We start from the raw sequence: 18,337 nt of genomic DNA on the forward strand, positions 1-18,337 counted from the left end.
TATATTTCAATGACTTAACGATCTGGCACGGTTCTCGCTATCTCCTGCAACCCAACAAAAACAAGATTCACCAAGGAGACACTCGATGAGTGTGATCATCGCCCTGGCAGCCCTCGCGCTGCTGATGCTGGCTGCCTACCGTGGTTACAGCGTTATCCTCTTCGCCCCGATTGCCGCCCTCGGCGCGGTACTGCTCACCGACCCTTCCGCTGTGGCCCCGGCCTTTACCGGCGTGTTCATGGAAAAAATGGTCGGTTTCATCAAACTGTATTTCCCGGTGTTCCTGCTCGGTGCCGTGTTCGGCAAACTGATCGAGCTGTCCGGGTTCTCCCGCTCGATCGTCGCGGCAGCAATTCGCTTGCTCGGCACCCGCCAGGCCATGCTGGTGATCGTCCTGGTGTGTGCGCTGCTCACCTACGGCGGCGTGTCGTTGTTCGTGGTGGTGTTTGCGGTGTATCCATTTGCCGCCGAGATGTTCCGCCAGAGCAACATCCCCAAACGCCTGATTCCGGCGACCATCGCCCTGGGGGCGTTTTCCTTCACCATGGATGCCCTGCCCGGCACCCCACAGATCCAGAACATCATCCCCAGTACCTTCTTCAACACCACCGCCTGGGCCGCGCCGTGGCTGGGACTGATCGGCACGCTGTTCGTGTTCTGCGCCGGCATGCTGTACCTGCAACGCCAGCGCAACAAGGCCCTGCGCGCCGGTGAAGGTTACGGCACCGACCTGCGCAACGAGCCGGAAACTGCGGCCGATCTCAAGCTGCCCAACCCATTACTGGCGCTGTCGCCGCTGTTGCTGGTGGGGGTGATGAACCTGCTGTTCACCCACTGGATTCCGGCCTGGTATGGCAAAACCCACAGCCTCAGCCTGCCCGGCATGAGCGCACCGGTACAGACCGACATCGCCAAACTGACCGCAATCTGGGCCGTCGAGGCCGCCCTGCTGCTGGGTATCCTGCTGGTGCTGGTGGCTGGCTTTGGCGCGATCAAGAGCCGCCTGGCCGAGGGCAGCAAAAGCGCCGTCAGCGGCGCGCTGCTGGCGGCGATGAACACCGCTTCCGAATACGGCTTTGGTGCGGTGATCGCCTCCCTGCCGGGCTTTCTGGTGTTGGCTGATGCCCTGCGCGCTATCCCCAACCCGCTGGTCAACGAAGCGATTACCGTGACGCTGCTCGCCGGTATCACCGGCTCCGCATCGGGAGGCATGAGTATTGCCCTGGCAGCAATGTCCGACAGTTTCATCGCCGCTGCCAATGCCGCCAACATTCCCCTTGAAGTGCTGCACCGCGTCGCCGCCATGGCCAGCGGTGGCATGGACACCCTGCCGCACAACGGCGCGGTCATCACCCTGCTGGCGGTCACGGGCCTGACCCACCGCGAAGCCTACAAAGACATTTTCGGCATTACCCTGATCAAGACCCTGGCGGTGTTTGTGGTAATCGCCACCTTCTACGCGACCGGTATCGTCTAAGGAGCACGCTATGCAACTCAACGGCAAAACAGCAGTGGTCACCGGCTCCACCAGCGGCATCGGCCTGGGTATCGCCCACGTCCTGGCGCGTGCCGGCGCCAACCTGATCCTCAACGGCTTTGGCGATGCCAGCGCGGCAATTGCCGAGGTGGCCCGCCACGGTACGCGGGTCGGCCACCACCCGGCTGACCTGGGCGACGTGGCCCAGATCGAAGACCTGTTCGCCTATGCCGAACGCGAGTTCGGCGGTGTCGATATTCTGGTCAACAATGCTGGCATCCAGCATGTGGCGGCGGTCGAAGCGTTCCCCGTAGAGCGCTGGGACGCGATCATTGCGGTCAACCTGTCCGCCGTGTTCCATGGCACACGCCTGGTACTGCCCGGCATGCGTCAGCGCAATTGGGGGCGGATCATCAACATCGCTTCGGTGCACGGCCAGGTCGGCTCCACCGGCAAAGCCGCGTATGTGGCGGCCAAGCATGGCGTGGTCGGGCTGACCAAGGTGGTGGGCCTTGAGACGGCCACCAGCAACATCACCTGCAACGCCATTTGCCCGGGCTGGGTGCTGACACCGCTGGTGCAAAAACAGATCGATGACCGCGCGGCCACCGGCATTGATGCACAACAGGCACAGCACGACCTGCTCGCGGAAAAGCAGCCTTCATTGGCCTTCGTCACTCCCGAACACCTGGGTGAGCTGGTATTGTTCCTCTGTAGCGAAGCTGGCAGTCAGGTACGTGGCGCTGCCTGGAACATCGATGGCGGCTGGCTGGCCCAATGACGGGCGGCCCGGGATCTGGCTGCGGCATCGTCTTTTTTACCTGCAAGGAGGCCTTATGCGCCCTACCCCTTTCACCGCGTTGTTCACCCTGAGCCTGGCGCTTGCTACTTCGGTGCAGGCTGCCAGCCTCAAGGATGTCGCGCCGTATCCCGAGGCTGAAAAAGGCTTTACCCGCCAGGTCATTCACTTGCCTGCGCAAGCGGATGAGTCGGCTTTCAAGCTGGAAGTGCTGGCGGGTAAGCAACTGCAAGTCGACTGCAACCGCCAGCGCCTGGGTGGCACGCTCGAAGAGAAAACCCTGCAAGGTTGGGGTTACAACTACTACCGCCTGGAAAAGGTCGTGGGCCCGGCCTCGACCCTGATGGCCTGCCCGAACAACACCCAGCAGCAAGCCTTTGTCCCCGTGGTAGGTGATGGCTTCCTGCTGCGTTACAACAGCAAACTGCCGGTGGTGGTCTATGTGCCGGAAGGCGTTGAGGTGCGTTACCGCATCTGGTCGGCTTCGCCAGAAGTGAAGCACGCTACAGTGGAATGAAACCACGGTTGGCCCGGGGTTGCCCCGCGATATATTGGGCCTGACAGATCGCTATCGCGGGGCAAGCCCGCTCCTACAACAAGCCCGCGCCTACAGGGGATGTGCATGAACGAAGTGCTGTGGCGCCCGAGCAAGGCGCGCATTCAGGCCAGCCACATGGAGGCCTTTCGCCGCGAGGTCAATCGCAAGCACGGGCTGGCGTTGGCTGATTATCCGCAACTGCACCGCTGGAGCATCGAGCAGCGCGCCGCGTTCTGGCAAACCCTTGCCGATTTTTTCCAGGTGCACTGGCACCAACCCGCCACCGAGGTCCTCGACGAAGGGCCACAGATGCCCGATGCGCGTTGGTTCAGCGGCGCTACGTTGAACTTCGCCGAACACCTGCTCAAGCGTCGCGATAGCCAAGCGGCCTTGGTTTCGCTGCGTGAGGACGGTGAACGCAGGGTCATCAGTCACGCCGAACTGGCCGCACAGGTCGCCGGCTTGCAGCGTAGTTTCCAGGCCGCCGGTATTGGCGTCGGCGATCGCGTCGCCGCGGTCATGCCCAACACCTGGCAGACCCTGGTGGCCATGCTTGCCTGCACCAGCCTGGGTGCAATCTGGTCGTGCTCCTCACCTGAATTCGGCACCCACGGCATTATCGACCGCTTTGGCCAGATCGAGCCCAAGCTGCTGTTGGTGTGCGGCGGCTATCAATACGCAGGCAAGTACATCGATCAGCTCGACAAGATCAATGAGGTGCTAGCCCAACTGCCCAGCCTCGAGCAACTGCTGGTGGTGCCTTACAGCCGTGCGCACAGCCGCGCGGATGAATTTCACTGCAGCGCCCGTGTCAGCCTGTGGGACGATTTCTATCAGCCCGGCGGCGAGCCGCAGTTCACCGCGCTGCCGTTCGACCACCCGCTGTACATTCTGTATTCCAGCGGCACTACCGGCGTGCCCAAGTGCATCGTCCACAGTGCCGGTGGGGTGTTGCTGCAGCATGTGAAAGAACACGGCCTGCACAATGATCTGGGCGCAGATGATGTGTTGCTCTACTACACCACCTGCGGCTGGATGATGTGGAACTGGCTGGCCAGCGGGCTGGCGGTCGGCGCCACGCTGGTGCTGTACGACGGCTCACCCTTCCATCCAGGGCCCGAGCGTTTGCTCGACCTGATCGACAGCGAACGGATCACCGCCTTTGGTACCAGCGCCAAATACCTCGCCGCGCTGGAACAGGCGCACATCCAGCCCCGCCTGAGTCATCGCCTCGACTCGCTCAAGCTGCTGCTGTCCACCGGCTCGCCCTTGTCACCCGAGAGCTACGACTACGTATACCGCGAGTTCAAGTCAGACCTGTGCCTGGCGTCGATGTCGGGGGGTACCGATATTTGCTCCTGCTTCGTGATCGGTAATCCGGTACTGCCCGTTCGGCGCGGGCAGATCCAGTGCAAGAGCCTGGGCATGGCGGTGGCGGTCTGGGACGACAGCGGCCATGCACTGATCGGAGAAAAAGGCGAGCTGGTCTGTACCCGGCACTTTCCGGCCATGCCCCTGGGATTCTGGAACGACCCTCAGGCCGAACGCTTCCATGCCGCCTATTTCAGCCAGTTCCCGGGCGTCTGGGCGCAAGGTGACTATGCCGAGCAAACCGCTGAAGGCGGTATGTTGATTCACGGCCGTTCGGATGCGGTGCTCAACCCCGGCGGTGTGCGTATCGGCACTGCGGAAATCTATCGCCAGGTGGAAAAGATCGACGAGGTGCTGGAGAGCGTCGCCATTGGTCAGCGCTGGCAGAACGATGTGCGCGTGGTGTTGTTCGTGCGCCTGCGCGATGGCCTGGTCCTGGATGAGGCACTGCAGGCGCGGATTCGTCAGGTTATCCGCAGCAACACCAGCCCACGCCACGTGCCAGCGGTGATTGCCGCAGTCAGCGACATCCCGCGGACCATCAGTGGCAAGATCGTCGAGCTGGCGATACGCAATGTGGTGCATGGCGAGCCGGTGAAAAACACCGACGCGCTGGCCAACCCGCAAGCCCTTGAGCAATTTCGTGACCGCCCGGAGCTGCGCGATCAGGCATAATGCGCGGTTTTAGCGCTTTACGAAGGTACCTTTAAATGAAAGCACAGGCCCGGCACATTCTGGTCAAGACCGCTGAAGAAGCCGAACAGCTCAAGCAACGTATCGCCAAGGGCGAAGCGTTCGATGTGCTGGCCAAAAAGTACTCGACCTGCCCGTCCGGCAAACGCGGCGGTGACCTGGGCGAAGTGCGTCCGGGGCAGATGGTGGGCGCCATCGACCAGGTCATCTTCAAAAAACCGCTGCGGGTTGTGCACGGTCCGATCAAGAGCAAGTTTGGCTATCACCTGGTGCAGGTGTTCTACCGCGATTAAAGGCTGTCGCTGCGCCGCCCGGCACGCTGCTGGCGCTGATCGGCCAGATCATTGCGCAAGCCGACAATCAAGTTGGAAATCGCCCTGCTACTAGTCAACTCATCGGCGCAGATACCGGTTACCAACAAATCGACCCGCTCACAGCTGCGGTCAAACACCTTGACCGTCAATGAACGGTCAGATGCCAGGGTGCACTGGCAGCGGGTCGGCAAAAAACTGCTTTCTATAATGTTGCGCAACTCCAGGGTCGAGAGCATCGGTACATCTCCTTGGCAGGTGGCGGGCAACGGTTCCTTGTGCCCGGTTCAGCGATAAGCCTAGGCCATTTCCCCACCCGTCTCAGACCCTTTCTCTATAAGGACCTGGATATTCACCGGCGTGTCGGCCCGGTCGCTCAGGCGCGACGCGCAGCCAGCAGTCCGAACCCTGCGCAGGCAAGCAAGCTTGCACTGACACGGTTGAACAAACGCCGTGGCGCTGGTTGGTTGAACCAGCGTTGCAGGTAAGCGCCCAACCAGGCATAGATGGCAATCGCCGCCCACTCCAGCAGCAGGAACAAGCCGCCCAGCCAGGCAAACTGCTCAGACACTGGCACTGGGCTTGATACCTGGACAAACTGCGGCAGAAAAGCGGTAAAGATCAAGATTGCCTTGGGGTTGCCGGCGGCCACCAGAAACTCCTGGCGCGCCAGCCGCAACGTGCCAGCCTGACGCTCGCTGCTGACCGGGGTAACCGCCACCGGCGCGCGCCACAACTGCCAGGCGATGTAGAACAGATAGGCGGCGCCCGCCAGCTTGATGCCCAGGAACAGGTATTCGCTGGTGTAGAGCACCACCGCCAGGCCCATGGCGGCCAATACGATCATTGCGGCGAACGCCAGCAACCGGCCGATGCCTGCTACACAGGCAGTGCGCAGGCCATAGCGACTGGCATTGTTCAGTGACAACAGGTTGTTTGGGCCTGGCGCCATGTTCAGGGCAAAACAGGCAGGTACGAACAGGGCAAGTAACGACAGGTCCATGAAGGTGCTCCAACAGCGTGAGCAGGCAGGTTCTACTCGGCACGCCCAAGGGTCAAGGTACAGTTGCGCGCAATAACTGTTTGCATGACAAAACCGTCGGAATGATCACTCCATTACCGCAGCATTGGCCAGGCTGAGGGTGTCGAGCGCCAACAGGCTGAAGTGCCCCCGCGACCAGCCACCGGTATCGATATGCCAGATGTTCCCCAGCACCCGTACTTCATGCAACGGGGTATGCCCCACGATCAATGCGCGTAATCCGGCTACCGGTCGCTCGTCATCTTCCGCGAGCCGACGCCGCGACCATTGGCAATATTCCTGCAGCGCCTGCGGCACCGGCCCTTGCAGTTGCTCGCACCACTCGGCCCAACTGGCGCAAGGGCAATCGGCATGCAGCAAGCCGACCGGGCCCTCAGGAGTGTCGACCACCAAGGCCAAGGGCATGCGGGCAAAACGTTCGGCAAACCGTGCCTGTTCGGCTTCCGGCAAGTCGAGGAACCAGCCGCCGCCTGCAGCCCGGTACTGGCCGTAGTCCAGCCAGCCACCGCTGACGTGGGTCACAGCCAGCGCTTCGTGGTTGCCTTGCACAGCGTGAAACCACGGCTGCGCCAGCCAATGCAGGGCCTGGGTGCATTCCGGGCCGCGGTCCACCAGGTCACCGACGCTGAACAAGCGGTCTACCGCAGGATCGAATCCAATCGCTGACAGTTGCGTCTGTAAGCGCTGAAAGTGACCATGGATATCCCCCACGGCGTAGTCGCGACCTTGTGCATTGACAGCAAACCGCTCGATCCTGCTCACGGTACTCCCTCCTGCCCCGCCAGCCTTGGCAGGCGTACAATAAAAATAGTGCAGATCGCTGCACCTGGAGGTGAATCATGCGCCCGGTCCTGAGCTTTTTTGCCCTGAGCCTGCTGGCAACGAGCAGTTTCGCTCAATCAACGCCCGCCAGCTCGGTCGAGGTCAACTACGACAACCCGGAACACTTTCGCGATGCCAGCCTGGACAGCAACGGCTATGAGCGCGGGGCCGATGCGTATGTGATGAAAGAGCTGCGCAGTTACCTGCAGACCCTGGGCAAGCGTTACCTGCCCGCCAACCAGACCCTGCGCATCGATATTCGCGACATCGACCTGGCCGGCCGTTACGAGCCCTGGCACCCGCAAGCCTACACCGTGCGCTTTTTGCGTGAGATCACCTGGCCCAGTATCGACCTGCACTACGTGTTGTCGCAACAAGGCCAGCCGCTGAGCCAGGCGGACGCGCACCTGTCAGACAAACTGTATTTGCAACGTCCCGGTCGCCGGGCCACCAGCGACCGCCTGTATGCGGAAAAAGCCATGCTTGAAGAGTGGTTTCGCAAACAGTTCGCCGTACAGCAGCACACATCCTCCTGAACCGAATGACGCAGGCCGAAGTCTGAACCTGTGTGAACCGTAATGAGGGCAATGCCAATGGTCACTCACTTCAAGGTCGCCGGTCACCTGGCTTGCGGCCACCACGGCAATAATCTGATTTCGACCCGAGAACTCAACCGCGTCAAATGCCGCAGTTGCCGCAATACCGATGCCTATAAAGACGCCCGTCGCGAACAACGCAATGCGGCACGCCGCGCTGCGCGCAAGGCCAAGGCGCAACACAGTGTGATTGACTGGCGCTCGGCGTGGATCGAGCGTCTGACTCAAATGCCAGGCCTACAACGTTTGCCCCGCGGCTTTCATGGCCAGGCTTACGTTTAGCACGCCGATGAATACTGTGTCATTGCACAAGCCGCGGGACCAGGCAGGTCTCGCGGCGTTATCGCAACGACCTATGCGTCAGGCCGGCACGCCGAGGATGATGTGTGAGGCCTTGATCACGGCCGTCGCACTGACACCCGGCGCCAACCCCAACTCCGCTACGGCATCACGCGTCACAATCGAGTAGATCTTGGTGCCGCCTGCCAGCTCGATCACCACTTCGGCATTGACCGCACCATCGTTGACGCTGAGCACTGTGCCTTGCAGGCAGTTGCGGGCAGACAGGCGAATATCGCTCGACTCGGTCATCAGCATCACCCAGGGAGCCTTGACCAGCGCAACCGCCTCTTTACCGACGGCAATGCCAAGGTTGTTGACACTCTCCATGGTCACCACCGCGACCAACTGCTCACCGCCGGGCAACTGCAGGCTGACCTCAGCGTTAACCGCGCCCGCCTGGACTTTGCTGACCTGACCTTTGAAGACGTTACGTGCACTGACTTTCATGACGCGACCCTTTTCTTGACTTTGGAGTTATGTTTTCCGGCGCATGTTCATGGCAGTCGCTATATAAAAACAACTACAGCGATTACTGTGGACCGGTCTTGATGGCCGCCTTAGCGCAGTTTCAGGCGCACAGCCTGGATACCCATCACAGGTATAGCCATCGAAGCCAGCACCAGCCACCAATCCGCATTGTCACGATGGAACGTCTCGACTGCGGCCAGGTACAAGCCGACTGCAGTGACTACGATGCATGCGCTCACCAACAGCAGCCATTTCAAGCCATTCATTGGCCCGAACAAAGCGCTTCGATGGGCCACGCAGAGCAACCAGAAATACATCCAGATCACCGCGCCAATCATGTAAAAACCCAGGACCAACAGGTCACCGACCATCCCTGCCCCATGCATCGTTACGCTCCGCCCAATGATCGGTCGCAGTATTGATTACTGCCTTTTATTCAAGCAATGCCCTGAGTTGTTGAGGAACCGCGACAACCTCACGTGTCTGCGGGGACACACACACCTGCGTCAGGCTGGCAGTAAACGCCACTACTTCGGACGACAGCCGTCCTGCCACTGAAAATGAGAAAGAATGTGCGCCTACCCTCGACACCCGCACTTCAATCGCAAGTTCATCATCCCAGGTGACCGGGTGTAGAAACTCCAGAGAGAACGCTCTGGCCGGTGGCAGTATGTCGAAACCCAACAGGCTTCTGAGCCCTGGCCCTTGCAACCAGACGCCCAGCGCCTCATGAACGGCCTCCAGCACGAAATAGGAAAACCGGGGCGTGTACACAATCCCTTCGGGATCACAGTCGCCAAACAGCACCTTTCTTTTAATGATCACCGGTCTCGACATCACACCCATCCTTAGTCATGAGGGAGAAAATAAAAGCAGCGCAATGGCTGTGGCAGCTTGATCAGCCGTGCGTTCTCGCGCTTGCTGGCCACTGCAGACACAGAATGTAGCAAGCCTTGGGCGTCCCGTGCGAACTCACGGAATCGGCCCCGGTGCTGAAAGAACCCAGGAATCGTTGCCGCCCGCCATACAACTGTCGTCAGACCTATGCGACAATACGCGCAATGTCTGGCCTCAACCCCCGCATTTATCTCCCAACCGTTCGGCCACAGCATGCAAATGCTGCTGTCGGCGTATGCGCGTTGGATTAACTCAAGCTCCGACTGGAGCGAGCTGGAAAAGCTGCACATTGGTATCAAATCGGTATCAGCCGCAATGCCAGCGACGTAAGCTATTGATAGGTAAGCCCTTTGATCTCCACCGCTAACATCACCATGCAGTTCGGCGCCAAGCCGTTGTTCGAGAACGTCTCGGTCAAGTTCAACAACGGCAACCGCTACGGCCTGATCGGCGCCAACGGCTGCGGCAAGTCGACCTTCATGAAAATCCTCGGTTCTGACCTTGAGCCTTCTGCTGGCCAGGTCATGCTCGAGCCGAACGTGCGCTTGGGTAAACTGCGCCAGGACCAGTTCGCCTACGAAGAATTCACCGTGATCGACACCGTGATCATGGGCCACGAGGAGCTGTGGCGGGTCAAGGCTGAGCGTGATCGCATCTACTCGCTGCCGGAAATGACCGAAGAAGACGGCATGGCCGTTGCCGAGCTGGAAACCGAGTTTGCCGAAATGGACGGCTACACCGCCGAATCCCGTGCCGGTGAGCTGCTGCTGGGCCTGGGTATTCCACTGGAACAGCACTTTGGCCCGATGACCGAAGTCGCGCCGGGCTGGAAGCTGCGTGTGTTGCTGGCCCAGGCGCTGTTTTCCGATCCTGAAGTGCTGCTGCTCGACGAGCCAACCAACCACCTGGACATCAACACCATCCGCTGGCTGGAAAGCATTCTCACGGCGCGTAACAGCACCATGATCATCATTTCCCACGACCGTCACTTCCTCAACAGCGTGTGCACGCACATGGCTGACCTGGACTACGGCGAGCTGCGCCTGTTCCCGGGCAACTACGACGAGTACATGACCGCCGCCACCCAGTCGCGCGAGCAACTGCTGGCCGACAACGCCAAGAAGAAAGCCCAGATCGCCGAGCTGCAAACCTTCGTCAGCCGCTTCTCGGCCAACGCCTCGAAAGCCAAGCAGGCCACCTCCCGCGCCAAGCAGATCGACAAGATCCAGCTGGCCGAGGTCAAGCCGTCGAGCCGGGTCAGCCCGTTCATCCGCTTCGATCAGACCAAAAAGCTGCACCGTCAGGCGGTGACCATCGAGAAGCTGTCCAAAGGTTTTGAAGGCAAGACCTTGTTCCAGAACTTCAGCTTCACTGTCGAAGCTGGCGAGCGCGTGGCAATTATCGGTCCGAACGGTATCGGTAAAACCACCCTGCTGCGTACCCTGGTCGGCGAGATGGCCCCGGATGCCGGTGCGGTGAAATGGACCGAAAGCGCTGAGCTGGGTTACTACGCCCAGGATCACGCACACGACTTTGAAGACGATGTGAGCCTGTTCGACTGGATGGGTCAGTGGACTCAAGGCGAGCAGATGATTCGCGGCACCCTGGGGCGCATGCTGTTCTCCAACGACGAGATCCTCAAGTCGGTCAAGGTGATTTCCGGTGGTGAACAAGGCCGTATGCTGTTCGGCAAGCTGATCCTGCAAAAGCCTAACGTGCTGGTGATGGACGAACCGACCAACCACCTGGACATGGAATCGATCGAGGCGCTGAACCTGGCGCTGGAGAACTACCCGGGCACGCTGATTTTCGTCAGCCACGACCGTGAGTTCGTATCGTCCCTGGCCACCCGCATCATCGAGCTGAGCCCGAGCGGTGTAACCGACTTCAGCGGTACTTACGATGACTACCTGCGTAGCCAAGGTGTAGTGGTTTAACACGGCCCCTGTGTAGGAGCGGGCTTGCCCCGCGATTGCGGTTTGTCTGTTTCACCGCATCGCGGGGCAAGCCCGCTCCTACCAGGATCAGATAGTCGTTCCGACAAAAATCGTTAGCCTGCTTTCTTTTAGTTTCACCACCAGCGATCATGGACCCTCTCCCACCGCCCGCCAGCGAACGAGCCCATGTCTGCGCCTCAACCCCTGCCTGCCAGTTCTCTGTCGATCACTCTGCAGATCCTGTCGATCGTCTTCTACACCTTCATTGCCTTCCTCTGCATCGGTCTGCCGATAGCCGTTCTGCCTGGCTATGTGCACGACCAACTGGGCTTCAGCGCGGTCATCGCCGGGCTGACCATCGGCTTGCAATACCTCTCGACCTTGCTGAGTCGTCCGTTTGCCGGGCGTGTGGCGGATACCAAAGGCACCAAGCAGGCAATCATCTATGGGTTGATCGGCATTGCGCTGAGCGGCGTCTTGACCGTCATCTCGGCACTGACGCTTGAGCTGCCGTTACTGAGTCTGCTGACATTGCTCGCCGGGCGTGTGTTTCTCGGCATCGCCCAAGGCCTGATCGGCGTCGCCACCTTAAGCTGGGGCATTGGCGCCGTAGGCGCTGAGCACACGGCACGGGTAATTGCCTGGAACGGTATTGCCTCTTACGGCGCCATCGCCATCGGTGCACCTCTGGGGGTGATCCTGGTGGACCAGCTGAACTTTGCCACCCTGGGGCTGATGCTGGCGGTTCTGGCCGCACTGGCCTTGCTGGTGATCCGCAACAAAGCCTCGATGCCCGTGGTGCGTGGCGAGCGCCTGCCGTTCTGGGCTGCCTTCGGACGGGTTGCGCCCTGCGGCACCGGCCTGACGCTGGCGTCGATCGGCTACGGTACGTTGACCACCTTCGTTACTCTGTACTATCTGGAACAAGGCTGGCAAGGCGCCGCCTGGTGCCTGAGCGCCTTTGGCGTGTGCTTTATTCTCTCGCGGCTGCTGTTCGTCAACGCGGTCAGTCGCTTTGGCGGCTATCCGGTGGCGATTGCCTGCATGAGCACCGAGGCCCTGGGCCTGATGCTGCTGTGGCTGGCACCCAGCCCCGTGCTGGCACTGGTCGGCGCGGGGTTAACCGGTTTCGGCCTGTCGTTGGTGTATCCGGCGTTGGGCGTGGAAGCCATCAAGCAAGTGCCGGTGTCCAGCCGTGGCGCAGGGCTGGGAGCTTATGCGGTGTTCTTCGACCTCGCCCTGGCGATTGCCGGGCCGTTGATGGGCGCGGTGGCCTTGCACTTGGGCTATGCCTGGATTTTCTGTATCGCGGCACTGTTGTCGCTGACGGGTGTCGGTTTGACCCTGCTGTTGGCGCGCCGCGCAGGCCGTTACTGATCTGCAGTGTCGAGCCCGCCGCGGCCGGGGCGGCCCAGGGTGCGGGTAAAAAAGTGCGCTGCTTCGGCCTGCAATGATAAGTGAATGCCTTCGCGGTCAACGCCGTTGGCGTCATTGCACAGCGCTGCCATGTGCTCACGCTGCTCATCGTCGCACGGCGCCATGAACACGAAGTGCCCGGCACCGGCGAGCAAACGGTAATTGGGGGTGATAGGCAGCTTGCGCGCCAGGGCCTGGGCATTCTTGTCGAGGGCTAGCAACTGGTCGCTGTCACCGCTGTAGATCAACGCAGGCACCTTCACTTGAGCCAAGGCGTGGCGGCCGAACATCAGGCTCAAGGGCGCCATCAGCAGCAAGGCATGGATACGCGGATCTGCTTCGGCGCTGAGGTCGGCACGGTCGGCAATTAGCACACCATTGGTTTTACAGGCATCGGCATCCCGTGGTCGCTCCAGGCAATAGTGGCGCAAGCGCTCAAGATCAGGCTGAGCTCCGGAAAGTATCAACGCGGTCTCTCCGCCCGCCGAGTAACCAATCATGCCTACCTGCTTGCCCCTCACATAGGGCGCCAGAAACGGGTCGGCAAGGCTGGCAGTGATCGCCGCGCTGATCTGCAGTGGCCGGCCGTAGAGGTTGCTCAAGGTACCGAGCCGACTATGGTCATGGGCGTTATCACCCGGATGGGTCACCGCCACCACCACAAACCCGCGACGGGCCAGGGCAGTGGCCAGATCGTGCAGGGCCAGCGGTGTACCGGTATTGCCATGGGACAGCATCAGCAACGGGTAGCGACCCATGACAATTGGGGCCCCCTCACTGGCCTCAACCCGATAACCGTCTAGGCGGCTGACACGTTCGGGACCGCTTGAGGGATAAAAGGCCAGCGCATGCACCGTTCGCCCGTCCAGTGGGTCGGCAAACACCAGGCGGTGCAAGCCGACGCTCCAGTGCTGCGCCGGCTCTGCCTGCGCGCAACTGAGCATGCCAAGCCAGCACAGCATCCACACCAGCGCACATTTGCCCATCGGCTTCACCCCGCCCGGCGGGTGAACGGCCGGGTACCGCTCAAGCATAAAGCCAGGCGTTCGCGGACGGATGAAAGCTGCATGAAAAAACCGACAGCAAGCATGGCCTGCTGTCGGTTCTGATGAAACGCGGGTGTCGATCAGGCCGCTGCGAACAGCTCGTTGCTGATCTGCGCCTGGGCGGCGCTCATGGCATTGGCGCGCGGCTCTTCACCGTAGGCCAGGCCGTGGGCACGGACGATTTCCAGATCGGTGATGCCGATGAAGCCGAGGAACACCTTGAGGAAGTCTTCGTGACCGGCGCCGGTCGGCTGGCCAGCGTGCAGGCCACCCGCGGTGGATACCAGAATCACCTTCTTGTCGCCACACAGGCCTTCAGGGCCGGCTTCGGTATAGCGGAAGGTCTGACCGGCAACTGCAACGCGGTCGATCCAGGCCTTGAGCTGAGTCGGGATGGTGAAGTTGTACATCGGCGCGCCAATCACCACCGCGTCCGCGGCGAGAAACTCTTGCAGGGTTTCGCTGCTCAACTGGGCTTCGTGCTGTTGTGCGGCATCGCGCATCGCTTCCGGGGTGCCTGCGGCGACCAGGGTGGCAGCCGAGAAGTGGCTGATCGCGTCGGCAGCCAGGTCACGGTAAACCACTTCTACCGACGGGTCGGCGGCTTTCCAGGCTTCGACCACGCTGCGGCTCAGCTGACGGGAGGCGGAATTGTCGCCCAGAATGCTCGAATCGATATGCAACAGTTTCATGAGACTCTCCTGATTGAAGACCGCATCTGGGCGATCACGATGGAGAGAATCCTACCTGCGCAGCGAATAGCTGATAAGTCAGTAAAAATGCGTTAGTTTGTCCTACTGACAGGACAATGGTGATTGCCATGCAAGACCTCAACGACCTTTTCTACTTCGCCCGGGTGGTCGAAGCCGGTGGTTTTGCTGCCGCCGGCCGCCAGTTGGGGATCCCCAAATCGCGGTTGTCACGGCGTATCGCCGAGCTGGAAGAGCGCCTAGGGACACGCCTGTTGCAGCGCACCACCCGCCAGCTCAAGCTCACCGCAGTCGGTGAGCGCTACGTGCGTCACTGCCAGGCCATGCTGCTGGAAGCGGAGATGGCCGACGAAGCGGTCGCCAGCATGACCAGCGAACCACGCGGACGCTTGCGCGTGTCCTGCCCGGTAGGCCTGGCCCACACACTATTGCCTTCAGTGATCAGCCAGTTTCTGGAGCAGTACCCGCAGGTGCAGCTGGATATGGTACTGCTCAACCGCCGAGTAGACCTGATCACCGAAGGCATCGACGTGGCCCTGCGGGTGCGCGACCTGGGTGATGAAGACCCGGCACTGGTGACCCGTCGTCTGCGTCAGGCACAGATGTACCTGGTGGCCGCCCCGGACTTTGCCGCTGCGCATGCCCCGGTCACCCCCGAGGACTTGTCCGGCTTGCCGGTACTCGGCGCGGTGGATGCCGATCGCCTGGTGCACCTGCGCTTACTCGACGCCCGCGGGCATAAACGCGAAGTGGCCCTGGAGGCACGCCTGGCGATTGACGACTTTGTCGTGCGCAAAACCGCAGCCATGGCTGGCCTGGGCTTCACTGCCCTGCCGATCATGCACTGCGAAGAAGAACTGGCCCGTGGCGAGCTGGTGCGACTGCTGCCAGACTGGTCGCTGCCCGGCGGCTACCTGCAGGCCGTCTACCCCCATCGACGCGGCTTGCTGCCGGCGGTGCGGGTCTGGATCGATCATTTGGTAGCGTCTTTTGCAGACTGTGGAGAGCGGTATGTCTGAGCGCACAATGAGCGAAGCGCAGGTTGCGGCGTATTGCCTGAGCCTGCCCGGCGCGCGGGAAGATTACAAATGGGGCGGTGTGCGGGTGTTCTCGATTGCCGGCAACAAAATGTTTGCTGTGCTCGACCTGGCCGGTGCGGGCTTGTCATTCAAAGTCGACAGCGACCTGTTCCTTGGCTACGCCGACCGCCCTGGTGTGCGCCCGGCGCCGTATCTGGCGCGCGCGCACTGGATCAGCATGGCGCCGCCCTACCCTATGGCGGGCGAAGAACTGCGTGAATTGCTGTAGCGCTCGCACCAGCTGGTCGTCAAACGTCTGCCCAAGCGCCTGCAGCCTGCCCTGCTGATATAACCCCGGTAGGAGCGGGCTTGCCCCGCGATCGTGGAGTGCCTTAAACACCGCTATCGCGGGGCAAGCCCGCTCCTACCGGATAACCGCAACCTTACAGCCAACGCCCGCCGAACAGCAGGTAATCGGCCCAGAACAACTGATGCAGGGCAACGATCAACCAGAAGCTCAACTGAAACGACACTTTGCGGGTCTTGTGCCGAAACGCCTGCTGAGCCAACAGCGCCCCAGGCCAGCCCCCGCAAAGCTCACTGGCATGCAGCACCTTCTCCGGCGTTCGCCACCCCTGATTGCGAGCCTGGTGCTTATCCCGCCAATACAACGCGAAACTCACCAGGCTTACCAGCGGATAAGCCACTGCAGGCAGCCAGGACTGCCCGCTGAGTAGCATCTGCACCGCCCCAACCAAGGGCAACACGCACAGGCCAATGAACACCAGGCCCTTGCTACGCAGGTGCCGAACCGCGCCATCAGGGCTAGCGGCGCGGCGAGTTGTCGATTGCGGACGGCTCATCGGCTCAACCGTGCGCCGTGGACCAATCAACCACACCGAACTGCCAGGTCGCCAGAATGATCAGACCAAACACAATCCGGTACCAGGCGAACATCGCATAGCTGTGGTTAGCAATGAACCGCAGCAAACCACGCACCGCAATCATGGCGAAGATGAACGACACCACAAAGCCAATCGCGAACACTGGGAAGTCACCGGGCTGGAACAGCTCGCGGTACTTGTAGCCCGAGTACACCGCAGCACCGACCATGGTCGGCATGGCCAGAAAGAACGAAAACTCGGTAGCCGCTTTACGCGACAGGCCAAACAACAGGCCACCAATGATGGTCGAACCCGAACGCGAAGTTCCCGGGATCATCGCCAGGCACTGGGCCAGGCCGATCTTCAGGGCATCGCTCCAACGCATGTCATCGACCTGCTCAACGCTGATCACATGCTCACGGCGCTCGGCCCACAACATGATCACACCCCCCACCACCAACGCCACAGCCACGGTGACCGGGTTGAACAGGTATTCGTGGATCAGGTCGGCAAACAACACGCCCAACACCACCGCCGGCATGAAGGCGATCAGCAGGTTGACGGTAAAACGTTGCGCCTGGCGCTCCTTGGGCAAGCCCAGCACCACGTCGAAAATCTTCCGGCGAAACTCCCAGACCACCGCCAGAATCGCCCCCAACTGGATAATGATGTTGAAGGCCATCGCCCGCTCACCACCAAAGTTGATCACGTCCGCGACCACGATCTGGTGACCGGTGCTGGAAATCGGCAAGAACTCGGTCAAGCCTTCGACAATACCCAAAATGACGGCCTGAAAGCCGGTCCAAAGATCCATTATTCCCCCACGAAGCGATGCCCAAGGCATGCCCCCGTTATAGTTTCCACAAGCCAAAGCGGATTCGAGTGCCCGGTCGATTGCCGCGACAGTTGGTCGCAAAGCCAACAGAAAAGTTCAGTCACCCTTCAGGTTTGTCCCGACCGGGCCGAAATCCTATCAGACCTCTGGAAAAAGCGCTGCTGGTCGGCACTACACATCTGCAGCCCATCAAGCACTTAGGCCTTGGTCGAGTAGGTGGATGAAAAAAACCATGGTGGGATGCGCAAGACAATAAAAAGAATGCGGGGTGACCGTTGCATGAAGACTCTACGCACTATGTCGATCAGCCGCCGCTTGTGGCTGATTCTGATCGTGGCAGTGGTGATGTTGTTGGCCCTGGGCATGTTGATGCTCAGGCAGATCCACGGTGACCTGTACCTGGCAAAGGCCGAGAAGACCCGCCATGTCGTGGAGGCCGCCGCCGGCGTACTGGCCTACTACCAGGGCCTGGAAGCGGCCGGCAGCCTGAGCCGTGAAGCGGCCCAGCAGCAAGCCTTGAGCGTGGTACGCGGCCTGCGTTACGACCAGAACGACTACTTCTGGATCAACGACCTGGGGCCGAAGATGATCATGCATCCGACCAACCCCAAGCTCGACGGCCAAGACCTTTCAGCGATACGCGACCCGGACGGCTTCGCCCTGTTCAGCGAAATGGTGGTGTTGGCCAAGGCACAAGGCGCAGGCAGCATTGACTACCGCTGGCCCAAGCCGGGTGCCAGCGAGCCGGTGGAAAAAACCTCCTATATCCAATTGTTCAAGCCGTGGGGCTGGGTTATCGGCTCCGGGGTCTATATCGACGACATGCAGCAGGAGTTCATGCGCCAAGTGCGAGACGCCTCGCTGTTGGGGCTTGGCATTGCCGCGGTCATGACCTTGCTGGTGGTGCTGATCGCTCGCAGCATCGCCCGGCCATTACAGGAAGCCGTGGATGCCATGGCCATGATTGCCAGCGGTGAAAGCGACCTGACCCGGCGCCTGGATACCCATGGCCGCGATGAAGTGACGCAACTGGGCGAACACTTCAACCGTTTTACCAGCAAGCTGCAGGGGGTTATCGGCCAACTTCAGGGCGCAGCCCACGCCCTCGGGCAATCGGCGGTCGATGTCGGCAGC

At 60.9% G+C, this 18,337-nt stretch carries 20 protein-coding genes and 3 pseudogenes; 13 read left to right on the plus strand and 10 right to left on the minus strand.

Annotated features, from left to right (window positions below; genetic code table 11):
* The first annotated feature begins 85 nt into the window (after positions 1–85).
* The 5 genes from ACP6KB_RS13630 (at position 86) to ACP6KB_RS13650 (ending at position 5,171) form a co-directional block, all read left to right on the plus strand.
* Positions 86–1,477, plus strand: a complete 1,392-nt coding sequence (locus ACP6KB_RS13630; protein WP_442114235.1) for a GntP family permease — start codon at positions 86–88, stop codon at positions 1,475–1,477.
* A 10-nt stretch (positions 1,478–1,487) separates the two neighbouring features.
* Positions 1,488–2,258, plus strand: coding sequence for a 3-hydroxybutyrate dehydrogenase (hbdH, locus tag ACP6KB_RS13635; RefSeq protein WP_442107243.1), 771 nt, complete (start codon positions 1,488–1,490; stop codon positions 2,256–2,258).
* Between the two features lie 55 nt (positions 2,259–2,313).
* Positions 2,314–2,793, plus strand: coding sequence for a serine protease inhibitor ecotin (eco, locus tag ACP6KB_RS13640; protein WP_442107245.1), 480 nt, complete (start codon positions 2,314–2,316; stop codon positions 2,791–2,793).
* Between the two features lie 105 nt (positions 2,794–2,898).
* Positions 2,899–4,860 (plus strand): acetoacetate--CoA ligase, encoded by a 1,962-nt coding sequence (locus tag ACP6KB_RS13645; protein ID WP_442107247.1) that lies wholly within the window; start codon positions 2,899–2,901, stop codon positions 4,858–4,860.
* 35 nt (positions 4,861–4,895) lie between these two features.
* On the plus strand, positions 4,896–5,171 hold the full coding sequence (locus ACP6KB_RS13650) for a peptidylprolyl isomerase (protein ID WP_038611202.1): 276 nt from the start codon (positions 4,896–4,898) through the stop codon (positions 5,169–5,171).
* On the opposite strand, the gene ACP6KB_RS13655 is transcribed toward ACP6KB_RS13650, so the two are convergent.
* The 3 genes from ACP6KB_RS13655 to ACP6KB_RS13665 all read right to left on the minus strand — a co-directional run bounded on the left by ACP6KB_RS13655 (position 5,168) and on the right by ACP6KB_RS13665 (position 6,993).
* Positions 5,168–5,428, minus strand: a complete 261-nt coding sequence (locus tag ACP6KB_RS13655; RefSeq protein WP_442107249.1) for a DUF1652 domain-containing protein — start codon at positions 5,426–5,428, stop codon at positions 5,168–5,170. The two genes, ACP6KB_RS13650 and ACP6KB_RS13655, sit on opposite strands and share 4 nt — an antisense overlap.
* Positions 5,429–5,565: 137 nt before the next feature.
* The gene (locus tag ACP6KB_RS13660; protein ID WP_442107251.1) at positions 5,566–6,192 is read right to left on the minus strand and encodes a LysE family translocator; all 627 of its coding nucleotides are present in this window, start codon (positions 6,190–6,192) and stop codon (positions 5,566–5,568) included.
* A gap of 105 nt (positions 6,193–6,297) precedes the next feature.
* Positions 6,298–6,993 carry a metallophosphoesterase gene (locus tag ACP6KB_RS13665; RefSeq protein ID WP_442107253.1) on the minus strand — a complete coding sequence of 232 codons (696 nt, stop codon included), beginning with the start codon at positions 6,991–6,993 and terminating at the stop codon, positions 6,298–6,300.
* A 77-nt stretch (positions 6,994–7,070) separates the two neighbouring features.
* Between ACP6KB_RS13665 and ACP6KB_RS13670 the strand changes: the two genes are divergently transcribed.
* Together ACP6KB_RS13670 and ACP6KB_RS13675 are read left to right on the plus strand one after the other, a co-directional pair.
* The gene (locus ACP6KB_RS13670; protein WP_442107255.1) at positions 7,071–7,589 is read left to right on the plus strand and encodes a DUF3016 domain-containing protein; all 519 of its coding nucleotides are present in this window, start codon (positions 7,071–7,073) and stop codon (positions 7,587–7,589) included.
* A gap of 57 nt (positions 7,590–7,646) precedes the next feature.
* A complete protein-coding gene (locus ACP6KB_RS13675) occupies positions 7,647–7,931 on the plus strand; it encodes a hypothetical protein (RefSeq protein WP_442114305.1) in 285 nt (94 codons plus the stop codon).
* Between the two features lie 78 nt (positions 7,932–8,009).
* Here ACP6KB_RS13675 and ACP6KB_RS13680 read toward each other — a convergent pair whose 3' ends face one another.
* From ACP6KB_RS13680 to ACP6KB_RS13690, 3 genes are all read right to left on the minus strand, one after another.
* Complete coding sequence (locus ACP6KB_RS13680) at positions 8,010–8,438, minus strand: TOBE domain-containing protein (protein ID WP_442107257.1); 429 nt, start codon at positions 8,436–8,438, stop codon at positions 8,010–8,012.
* Positions 8,439–8,548: 110 nt separating this feature from the next.
* Positions 8,549–8,845, minus strand: coding sequence for a hypothetical protein (locus tag ACP6KB_RS13685; protein ID WP_442107259.1), 297 nt, complete (start codon positions 8,843–8,845; stop codon positions 8,549–8,551).
* Positions 8,846–8,891: 46 nt separating this feature from the next.
* Complete coding sequence (locus tag ACP6KB_RS13690; RefSeq protein WP_442107261.1) at positions 8,892–9,296, minus strand: acyl-CoA thioesterase; 405 nt, start codon at positions 9,294–9,296, stop codon at positions 8,892–8,894.
* A gap of 149 nt (positions 9,297–9,445) precedes the next feature.
* On the opposite strand from ACP6KB_RS13690, the pseudogene ACP6KB_RS13695 reads away from it, so the two are divergent.
* From ACP6KB_RS13695 to ACP6KB_RS13705, 3 genes and pseudogenes are all read left to right on the plus strand, one after another.
* A pseudogene (locus ACP6KB_RS13695) lies at positions 9,446–9,686 on the plus strand (site-specific integrase); the annotation flags it as partial.
* A 20-nt stretch (positions 9,687–9,706) separates the two neighbouring features.
* A complete protein-coding gene (locus ACP6KB_RS13700; protein WP_442107263.1) occupies positions 9,707–11,293 on the plus strand; it encodes an ABC-F family ATPase in 1,587 nt (528 codons plus the stop codon).
* 186 nt (positions 11,294–11,479) lie between these two features.
* Entirely contained in the window at positions 11,480–12,670 is a 1,191-nt protein-coding gene (locus tag ACP6KB_RS13705; protein ID WP_442107265.1) for an MFS transporter, read from the plus strand.
* Here ACP6KB_RS13705 and ACP6KB_RS13710 read toward each other — a convergent pair.
* Positions 12,664–13,695, minus strand: a complete 1,032-nt coding sequence (locus ACP6KB_RS13710) for an alpha/beta hydrolase family protein (RefSeq protein WP_442107267.1) — start codon at positions 13,693–13,695, stop codon at positions 12,664–12,666. The genes ACP6KB_RS13705 and ACP6KB_RS13710 overlap by 7 nt on opposite strands.
* Positions 13,696–13,835: 140 nt before the next feature.
* Complete coding sequence (locus ACP6KB_RS13715) at positions 13,836–14,447, minus strand: FMN-dependent NADH-azoreductase (RefSeq protein ID WP_442107269.1); 612 nt, start codon at positions 14,445–14,447, stop codon at positions 13,836–13,838.
* A 128-nt stretch (positions 14,448–14,575) separates the two neighbouring features.
* Between ACP6KB_RS13715 and ACP6KB_RS13720 the strand changes: the two genes are divergently transcribed.
* Both ACP6KB_RS13720 and ACP6KB_RS13725 read left to right on the plus strand, forming a co-directional pair.
* Complete coding sequence (locus ACP6KB_RS13720; protein ID WP_442107271.1) at positions 14,576–15,484, plus strand: LysR substrate-binding domain-containing protein; 909 nt, start codon at positions 14,576–14,578, stop codon at positions 15,482–15,484.
* A pseudogene (locus tag ACP6KB_RS13725) lies at positions 15,477–15,836 on the plus strand (MmcQ/YjbR family DNA-binding protein). Before ACP6KB_RS13720 ends, ACP6KB_RS13725 begins: the two are co-directional and overlap by 8 nt.
* A 91-nt stretch (positions 15,837–15,927) precedes the next feature.
* Here the strand turns inward: ACP6KB_RS13725 and ACP6KB_RS13730 are convergent.
* Both ACP6KB_RS13730 and ACP6KB_RS13735 read right to left on the minus strand, forming a co-directional pair.
* Positions 15,928–16,347 carry a DUF1294 domain-containing protein gene (locus ACP6KB_RS13730; protein WP_442107273.1) on the minus strand — a complete coding sequence of 140 codons (420 nt, stop codon included), beginning with the start codon at positions 16,345–16,347 and terminating at the stop codon, positions 15,928–15,930.
* A gap of 4 nt (positions 16,348–16,351) precedes the next feature.
* Entirely contained in the window at positions 16,352–17,182 is an 831-nt protein-coding gene (locus ACP6KB_RS13735) for an undecaprenyl-diphosphate phosphatase (protein WP_442107275.1), read from the minus strand.
* A 390-nt stretch (positions 17,183–17,572) separates the two neighbouring features.
* Between ACP6KB_RS13735 and ACP6KB_RS13740 the strand changes: the two are divergent.
* Positions 17,573–18,259, plus strand: a pseudogene (locus ACP6KB_RS13740) (cache domain-containing protein); the annotation flags it as partial.
* Between the last annotated feature and the right edge of the window lie 78 nt (positions 18,260–18,337).

It is taken from the genome of Pseudomonas sp. NUPR-001 (assembly GCF_052147955.1).
In the GTDB taxonomy this organism is placed as follows: Bacteria; Pseudomonadota; Gammaproteobacteria; order Pseudomonadales; family Pseudomonadaceae; genus Aquipseudomonas.

Excerpts from the sequence above, each read along its gene's own strand:
- ACP6KB_RS13680 (WP_442107257.1), bottom strand. The coding sequence starts at position 8,438 with ATGAAAGTCAGTGCACGTAACGTCTTCAAAGGTCAGGTCAGCAAAGTC.
- hbdH (WP_442107243.1), top strand. The coding sequence starts at position 1,488 with ATGCAACTCAACGGCAAAACAGCAGTGGTCACCGGCTCCACCAGCGGC.
- ACP6KB_RS13675 (WP_442114305.1), top strand. The coding sequence starts at position 7,647 with ATGGTCACTCACTTCAAGGTCGCCGGTCACCTGGCTTGCGGCCACCAC.
- ACP6KB_RS13650 (WP_038611202.1), top strand. The coding sequence starts at position 4,896 with ATGAAAGCACAGGCCCGGCACATTCTGGTCAAGACCGCTGAAGAAGCC.
- ACP6KB_RS13670 (WP_442107255.1), top strand. The coding sequence starts at position 7,071 with ATGCGCCCGGTCCTGAGCTTTTTTGCCCTGAGCCTGCTGGCAACGAGC.
- ACP6KB_RS13715 (WP_442107269.1), bottom strand. The coding sequence starts at position 14,447 with ATGAAACTGTTGCATATCGATTCGAGCATTCTGGGCGACAATTCCGCC.
- ACP6KB_RS13685 (WP_442107259.1), bottom strand. The coding sequence starts at position 8,845 with ATGCATGGGGCAGGGATGGTCGGTGACCTGTTGGTCCTGGGTTTTTAC.
- ACP6KB_RS13655 (WP_442107249.1), bottom strand. The coding sequence starts at position 5,428 with ATGCTCTCGACCCTGGAGTTGCGCAACATTATAGAAAGCAGTTTTTTG.
- eco (WP_442107245.1), top strand. The coding sequence starts at position 2,314 with ATGCGCCCTACCCCTTTCACCGCGTTGTTCACCCTGAGCCTGGCGCTT.
- ACP6KB_RS13690 (WP_442107261.1), bottom strand. The coding sequence starts at position 9,296 with ATGTCGAGACCGGTGATCATTAAAAGAAAGGTGCTGTTTGGCGACTGT.
- ACP6KB_RS13660 (WP_442107251.1), bottom strand. The coding sequence starts at position 6,192 with ATGGACCTGTCGTTACTTGCCCTGTTCGTACCTGCCTGTTTTGCCCTG.
- ACP6KB_RS13735 (WP_442107275.1), bottom strand. The coding sequence starts at position 17,182 with ATGGATCTTTGGACCGGCTTTCAGGCCGTCATTTTGGGTATTGTCGAA.
- ACP6KB_RS13705 (WP_442107265.1), top strand. The coding sequence starts at position 11,480 with ATGTCTGCGCCTCAACCCCTGCCTGCCAGTTCTCTGTCGATCACTCTG.
- ACP6KB_RS13645 (WP_442107247.1), top strand. The coding sequence starts at position 2,899 with ATGAACGAAGTGCTGTGGCGCCCGAGCAAGGCGCGCATTCAGGCCAGC.
- ACP6KB_RS13710 (WP_442107267.1), bottom strand. The coding sequence starts at position 13,695 with ATGGGCAAATGTGCGCTGGTGTGGATGCTGTGCTGGCTTGGCATGCTC.
- ACP6KB_RS13720 (WP_442107271.1), top strand. The coding sequence starts at position 14,576 with ATGCAAGACCTCAACGACCTTTTCTACTTCGCCCGGGTGGTCGAAGCC.
- ACP6KB_RS13630 (WP_442114235.1), top strand. The coding sequence starts at position 86 with ATGAGTGTGATCATCGCCCTGGCAGCCCTCGCGCTGCTGATGCTGGCT.
- ACP6KB_RS13730 (WP_442107273.1), bottom strand. The coding sequence starts at position 16,347 with ATGAGCCGTCCGCAATCGACAACTCGCCGCGCCGCTAGCCCTGATGGC.